General features: G+C 70.4%; 6 protein-coding genes. 1 reads left to right on the top strand and 5 read right to left on the bottom strand.

Annotated features, from left to right (window positions below; translation table 11 throughout):
* Positions 1–132 precede the first annotated feature (132 nt).
* The 3 genes from AB0O67_RS06110 to AB0O67_RS06100 form a co-directional block, all read right to left on the bottom strand.
* Positions 133–1,434 carry a DUF2637 domain-containing protein gene (locus AB0O67_RS06110; RefSeq protein ID WP_365446674.1) on the bottom strand — a complete coding sequence of 434 codons (1,302 nt, stop codon included), beginning with the start codon at positions 1,432–1,434 and terminating at the stop codon, positions 133–135.
* A 139-nt stretch (positions 1,435–1,573) separates the two neighbouring features.
* A complete protein-coding gene (locus AB0O67_RS06105) occupies positions 1,574–2,431 on the bottom strand; it encodes a DUF3558 family protein (RefSeq protein WP_365446672.1) in 858 nt (285 codons plus the stop codon).
* Positions 2,432–2,540: 109 nt separating this feature from the next.
* Complete coding sequence (locus AB0O67_RS06100) at positions 2,541–3,437, bottom strand: DUF3558 domain-containing protein (protein WP_365446670.1); 897 nt, start codon at positions 3,435–3,437, stop codon at positions 2,541–2,543.
* Positions 3,438–3,605: 168 nt separating this feature from the next.
* Here AB0O67_RS06100 and AB0O67_RS06095 point away from each other — a divergent pair, with 168 nt between their 5' ends.
* Entirely contained in the window at positions 3,606–4,799 is a 1,194-nt protein-coding gene (locus tag AB0O67_RS06095; RefSeq protein ID WP_365446668.1) for an RtcB family protein, read from the top strand.
* Positions 4,800–4,806: 7 nt separating this feature from the next.
* Here AB0O67_RS06095 and AB0O67_RS06090 read toward each other — a convergent pair whose 3' ends face one another.
* Both AB0O67_RS06090 and AB0O67_RS06085 read right to left on the bottom strand, forming a co-directional pair.
* Positions 4,807–5,565, bottom strand: a complete 759-nt coding sequence (locus AB0O67_RS06090; RefSeq protein WP_365446666.1) for an SDR family NAD(P)-dependent oxidoreductase — start codon at positions 5,563–5,565, stop codon at positions 4,807–4,809.
* A gap of 201 nt (positions 5,566–5,766) precedes the next feature.
* Complete coding sequence (locus AB0O67_RS06085) at positions 5,767–6,102, bottom strand: YnfA family protein (RefSeq protein WP_365446664.1); 336 nt, start codon at positions 6,100–6,102, stop codon at positions 5,767–5,769.
* Between the last annotated feature and the right edge of the window lie 10 nt (positions 6,103–6,112).

The raw sequence follows: 6,112 nt of genomic DNA, 5'->3' as shown, positions 1-6,112 counted from the left end.
TCGCCGACAACTGCCCGTTCCCGGCGGCCGAACTGGAGGCCAAGCAACTGCACGCCACCTACTTCTCCGTGCCGGCCCGGCGATCGCCGGGCGCCCCCATCGTCGTACGGGGATCAGGTCGTCGTACGGGGATCAGGCGATGTGGTCTTCCTGCAGCTCCGCGGTGTGGCGGTTGGTGAAGCGGTTGACCATGCGCTCGGCCTCGCGCTGCGGGAGCGTGGTGCCGTAGGTGGCCTCCACGTCGTCCCGGAACTGACCGGAGGTCGGGTAGCTGCCGTCGATCGACTTCTTGAAGACCAGGTAGTAGTCCTCTTCCGTCAGGTCGGGCGGCGGGGTGCCGCCGCCCTCACCGAGTTCGCGGGTGCGGCCCGGGCCGACCGGGATGGGGAACGTGCCGGTGTCCTCAGGGGAGGGCTCGGCGGGCGGCGGGGGCTCCTCGTACTGCTGCTGGTACTGCTCGGCCCGCTGCTGTTCCTCGTACCACTGGGCGTACGCGGCCTCCGGGTCGTACGTGGGGTCGTAGCCGCCGTGGTACTCGATGGACTGCGGGTCGCGGGCGTGCAGCCACTGGTTCTGGGACTCGCCGCGGTCGAGCTGCTCCGCGCCCGGGTGGCCGTCGCCCTGGGGGCGCTGCTCGCCGTGAGGTGGCGTTGGGTTCACCTGTGCCGCCACGGCGGCGCGACTGCTCGCGGCCGTTTCGGCGGGCTCCAGGGCGGGCTGCGGCGCCGGGGGTATCAGGGCCGGTTCGATGCCCGCCGCCGCCAGGCCCGCCGGGGCCGTGTCCGCGAGCGGGACGCCGTACTTGGCCAGGCGCAGCGGCATCAGGGCCTCCACCGGGGCCTTGCGGCGCCATGCGCGGCCGTAGCGGGAGCGAAGGCGGGCCTGGTAGACGAGGCGCTCCTGCTCCAGCTTGATCACCTGTTCGTAGGAGCGGAGCTCCCACAGCTTCATGCGGCGCCAGAGCAGGAAGGTCGGGACGGGGGAGAGCAGCCAGCGGGTGAGGCGCACGCCCTCCATGTGCTTGTCGGCCGTGATGTCCGCGATCCGGCCGATCGCGTGCCGGGCCGCCTCGACCGAGACCACGAACAGGATCGGGATGACGCCGTGCATGCCGACGCCCAGCGGGTCCGGCCAGGCCGCCGCGCCGTTGAAGGCGATCGTCGCCGCCGTCAGCAGCCAGGCCGTCTGGCGGAGCAGCGGGAAGGGGATGCGGATCCAGGTAAGAAGCAGATCCAGGGCGAGCAGGACGCAGATACCCGCGTCGATGCCTATCGGGAAGACATAACTGAAGTCCCCGAAGCCCTTCTTCAGGGCGAGGGTGCGTACGGCTGCGTACGACCCCGCGAAACCGATGCCCGCGATGATCACGGCACCGAAGACGACCACGCCGATGAGAACGCGGTGCATCCGTGTCAGCTGTAGTGGCGCGGCCACCCGTATTCCCCTCCCACTGCGTGTTGTTGCGCGCCCAACAGGGTGGCACATGCGTACGGGCAACAGGTGGCCGGACCGTGTACGTCAGCCCATCCGTGACTCTTCCGGTGGCTTCCGGTGATCCTCCGGAGGCCCCCGGTCAGCTCTTCTTCGTCGGCGACTTGGTCGAACTGCCCGACTTCGAGGGCGACTTGGACGGTGACTTGGACGGAGACCGCGGACTGTCCGGGGCTGCCGAGGTGCCCGCCCCGTTCGCCTTCGTGACCGCGGCCACCGCCTCCTTGGCCGCCTTCCGTGCCGCCTTCATCAGGTCGTCGGAGTCGGGCGACTTCTCGCCGGCCAGGCCCGCGCCGTTGTAGTCGACGGTGACGACGACGTTCTCGACGCGCGTCACGACCGTCTGCTGCTTGAAGGCGCCTTCCTTCTTCTTCAGGTCGTAGCGCACGGCCGCCGCCTGGTCGCCGGTGCCGGTGACCTGCTCGGTCTTGGTGTTCTTGGCGCCCTCGACCGCCTTGGCGTCGGCGACCTGCTTCTCGTAGTACTCCCGCGCCCGCTGCTCGCCGGCGCCGCGCGTCGCGTCGGACTCGAAGCGCAGCAGCGAGACGTTCAGCCAGCGGAACTGGGAGCCCTTGACGCCGTTGTTGTCGAGGCTGTCCCAGGAGCAGCCGGCCCGGACCGACACATCGTCCGAGTTGCCCTCCTTGCCCGACTTGCCCGCCTCCGGGACCAGTTCCTCCAGTGTCTTCTCCGACAGCACCGAGCAGGGCTCGGGCAGCTTCGCGTACGCCGCCGCCTCCACGGTGGGCGAGGGGCTCGCGGACGCGCCCGCCGGGCTCTCGGACGCCTGCTTGGCGTCGGCGTCGGCTCCGGAGCCGGAGTCCGAGGAGCAGCCGGCGGCGATCAGCATCACGGGGACGGCCGCCGCGCCGGCAAGGACGCGGTTGATGCGGCTGGGTCGCTGCTTACGCTGCTCGGCTCGCTGTGCTCGTCGCTGCATGGTTCCTTCACTCAATGACGCTCGGGTTGCGGGTCCGAGGGGTCACGGTACGCGGTGAGGGAACTGTGCGGACTCGGTTCAGCCGCTTCACGCGGGGCGCGAAGAAGCGCTACTCGGCGAGCGAGTCGGCCAGCTGCGCGGCCAGTTTCCGGGCCCTGTCCTGCATTTCCTCGCTGTCCGGGACGACTCCGACGGTCGCCGGCTGCTCCTCGTACTCGATGGTCACGATGACGTTGGACGTGCGGAACGCCACAGTCACCGTGCGCTGCTTGGCCGTCGAACCGGAGCTGTTCAGCTCGTCGTCGAGGAAGGCCTCGTCCGCGAGGTCGTCGAGGACGCGGGGCTGGAGGGCGGTTGGGGTGGCCGTCGGTCCCGACGTGCCGCCGGGGGTGCCGGAGGGAGTGCCCGAGCCGGTGCCGGAGGGGGTTCCGGCGGGGCTCGGGGCGCCGCTCCCGGACGGAGCACCCGTCCCGGAGGGGGACTGCTTCCCGGAGGGGGACTGTGTGCCGGTGGGGGAGAGCATGCCGGTGGGGGAGAGCGTCTCCGTCGCCGTCGGCTCCGGCAGGTCCGCCGCCGTCCGGCTGGTCGCGAACAGCTCCCGCGCCTGGTCGTCGTCGCTCACCGCGTTGTCGTACGACACCACTCGCTCGAAGTCGACGAACAGGTGGTCCGTCGCGGAGGCGGACTCGACCTTCCAACGGCAGCCGACCTTGCGGTCGTTGTCGTAGGTGAGCGTGGGCTCGCCCTCGTAGGCCTGCTCGCGCTGCTCCTCGTCGGCGATCTGCCGGATGCCGGGGAGGAGGGAGTCGAGGGTGTCCTTGCCGACCGCGCCGCAGGCTTCGGGGAGGTTGCGGTAACGGCCGGGCTCGGCGGCCGCCGTCGCCGTACCGGCGCTGTCGGAGTTGGAGCTGTCGGTGGTGTCACCGCCGTCGGAACCCCCGGTGCAGCCGGCCAGCAGGGCCGCGAGGACCGCGGCGACGCCGGATACGTACGCCTTCCGCTGCACGGTCAGGCTCCTCTCGCTGGTTAATCGCTTGCCGTCGCCGGTCTCCCCCTGGAGACAATGTGTATCGCACGCACTGCCGTGAACGCCGGTCCGCTGTCCTTTACGTCGACCTTGGCGCCGGTTTTGCGTTTCATGGCTTTTCAGATCTTCCGGGGGAATGAGGGCGACATGTCGTACGTCGAGATGCCGGGTGCGAAGGTACCCATCCGTATGTGGACCGACCCCGCCACGGTCGAGGAGGGGGCGCTCCAGCAGCTGCGGAACGTGGCGACCCTGCCCTGGATCAAGGGGCTCGCGGTCATGCCGGACGTGCACTACGGCAAGGGCGCGACGGTCGGCTCGGTCATCGCGATGCGCGGCGCCGTCTGCCCGGCCGCGGTCGGCGTCGACATCGGCTGCGGCATGTCGGCGGTGCGCACGTCCCTGACGGCGAACGACCTGCCGGGCGACCTGGCGCGGCTGCGGTCGAAGATCGAGGCGACGATTCCGGTGGGCCGGGGCATGCACGACAGCCCCGTCGAGCCGGGACGCTTCCACGGGCTCGCCACCGCCGGGTGGGACGACTTCTGGGCGCGGTTCGGGGGCGTGGCCCAGGCGGTGAAGTTCCGTGAGGAGCGGGCCGTCAAGCAGATGGGGACGCTGGGCGGTGGAAACCACTTTGTCGAAGTATGTGTGGATTCGACTGGTGCGGTGTGGCTGATGCTGCACTCTGGGTCCCGCAACATCGGCAAGGAACTCGCCGAGCACCACATCGGCGTCGCCCAGAAGCTCCCGCACAACCAGGGCCTGGTCGACCGCGACCTCGCCGTCTTCGTCGCGGACACCCCGCAGATGGCGGCGTACCGCAACGACCTGTTCTGGGCGCAGGAGTACGCCAAGTACAACCGCACGATCATGATGGCGCTCCTGAAGGACGTGGTCCGCAAGGAGTTCAAGAAGGCGAAGCCGACGTTCGAGCGGGAGATCTCCTGCCACCACAACTACGTGGCGGAGGAGCGGTACGAGGGCATGGAACTGCTCGTGACCCGTAAGGGCGCGATCCGGGCCGGGTCCGGGGAGTACGGGATCATCCCGGGCTCGATGGGCACGGGTTCGTACATCGTGAAGGGCCTCGGCAACGACAAGTCCTTCAACTCGGCCTCGCACGGCGCCGGTCGGCGGATGAGCCGCAACGCCGCGAAGCGGCGGTTCTCCACCAAGGACCTGGAGGAGCAGACGCGGGGCGTCGAGTGCCGTAAGGACTCCGGCGTGGTGGACGAGATTCCGGGTGCCTACAAGCCGATCGAGCAGGTCATCGACCAGCAGCGGGACCTGGTGGAGGTCGTCGCCAAGCTGAAGCAGGTCGTCTGTGTGAAGGGCTGACCCGGGCTCAACGCTCCCGGTGCAGCTTCGTGTTGGAGGCCTGGGCTCGGGGGCGGACCACCAGGAGGTCGATGTTGACGTGGCTGGGGCGGGTGACCGCCCAGGTGATGGTGTCGGCCACGTCGTCGGCGGTCAGGGGGTCGGGGACGCCCTCGTAGACCTTGGCCGCCCGCTCCTCGTCGCCGCCGAAGCGGGTCAGGGCGAACTCCTCGGTCCTGACCAGGCCGGGGGCGACCTCGATGACCCGGACGGGCTCGCCGAGGATCTCCAGGCGGAGGGTCTCGGCGAGTACGTGGGCGCCGTGCTTGGCGGCGACGTAGCCGGCGCCGCCCTCATAGGTGCCGTGGCCGGCCGTGGAGGAGACCACGACCACGGTGCCGTCGCCGCTCGCGATCAGCTTGGGGAGCAGGGCCTGGGTGAGGTTGAGGGTGCCGAGGACGTTCGTCTCGTACATCTGCCGCCAGTCCGCCGGGTCGCCGGTGGCCACCGGGTCCAGGCCCAGGGCTCCGCCCGCGTTGTTGACCAGCACGGCGATCGTCTTGAAGGCGGTCGCGAACTCGTCCACCGCCGTGCGGTCCGTGACGTCCAGGGCGTAGGCGGCGGCCTGGCCGCCGGCCGCGATGATCTCCTCGGCCAGCGCTTCGATGCGGTCCTTGCGGCGGGCGGTGAGGACCACTCGGTAGCCCGCGGTCGCCAGTTGCCGGGCCGTCGCGGCTCCGATTCCGCTGCTCGCGCCGGTGACTACTGCGATGCGGGACGGGGCCATGGGGGGTCTCCTCGGCGGGGGCTGTGGTGGTGGGGGCGGGATGTGGCCTTGTGGGTCAAGGATATGCGTCGTGGGGGGTGCGGATCGGGGTGGCTGCGGGTGGGTGGGGGTGTTCGCGCAGTTCCCCGCGGTCCTGGAGGGCCGTGCAGTTCCCCGGGCTCCTGGAGGGGCCCGGAGGTCCCCGGGCTCCTGAAGGGTGGGTCAGTTTCCTCGGGGGGTCCACATGATCACCGCCATGCCGGCCAGGCAGATCAGGGCGCCTGTGATGTCCCAGCGGTCTGGGCGGTAGCCGTCCGCGACCATGCCCCACGCGATCGAACCGGCGACGAAGATGCCGCCGTACGCGGCGAGGATGCGGCCGAAGTGGGCGTCCGGCTGGAAGGTGGCGACGAAGCCGTAGGCGCCGAGGGCGAGCACGCCGCCGGTGATCCAGAGCCAGCCGCGCTGTTCGCGCCAGCCCTGCCAGACCAGCCAGGCGCCGCCGATCTCGAAGAGGGCGGCCACGAGGAAGAGGGCGGCGGAGCGCAGGACGAGCATGACGGCAGCT

Source organism: Streptomyces sp. NPDC086077, assembly GCF_040686175.1.
In the GTDB taxonomy this organism is placed as follows: domain Bacteria; phylum Actinomycetota; class Actinomycetes; order Streptomycetales; family Streptomycetaceae; genus Streptomyces.
The sequence above is the reverse complement of the archived record's forward strand: the minus strand, read 5'-3'. Positions and strand labels throughout refer to the sequence as shown.

Coding starts and splice junctions, on each gene's coding strand:
- AB0O67_RS06105 (WP_365446672.1), bottom strand. CDS start 2,431: ATGCAGCGACGAGCACAGCGAGCCGAGCAGCGTAAGCAGCGACCCAGC.
- AB0O67_RS06095 (WP_365446668.1), top strand. CDS start 3,606: ATGTCGTACGTCGAGATGCCGGGTGCGAAGGTACCCATCCGTATGTGG.
- AB0O67_RS06090 (WP_365446666.1), bottom strand. CDS start 5,565: ATGGCCCCGTCCCGCATCGCAGTAGTCACCGGCGCGAGCAGCGGAATC.
- AB0O67_RS06085 (WP_365446664.1), bottom strand. CDS start 6,102: ATGCTCGTCCTGCGCTCCGCCGCCCTCTTCCTCGTGGCCGCCCTCTTC.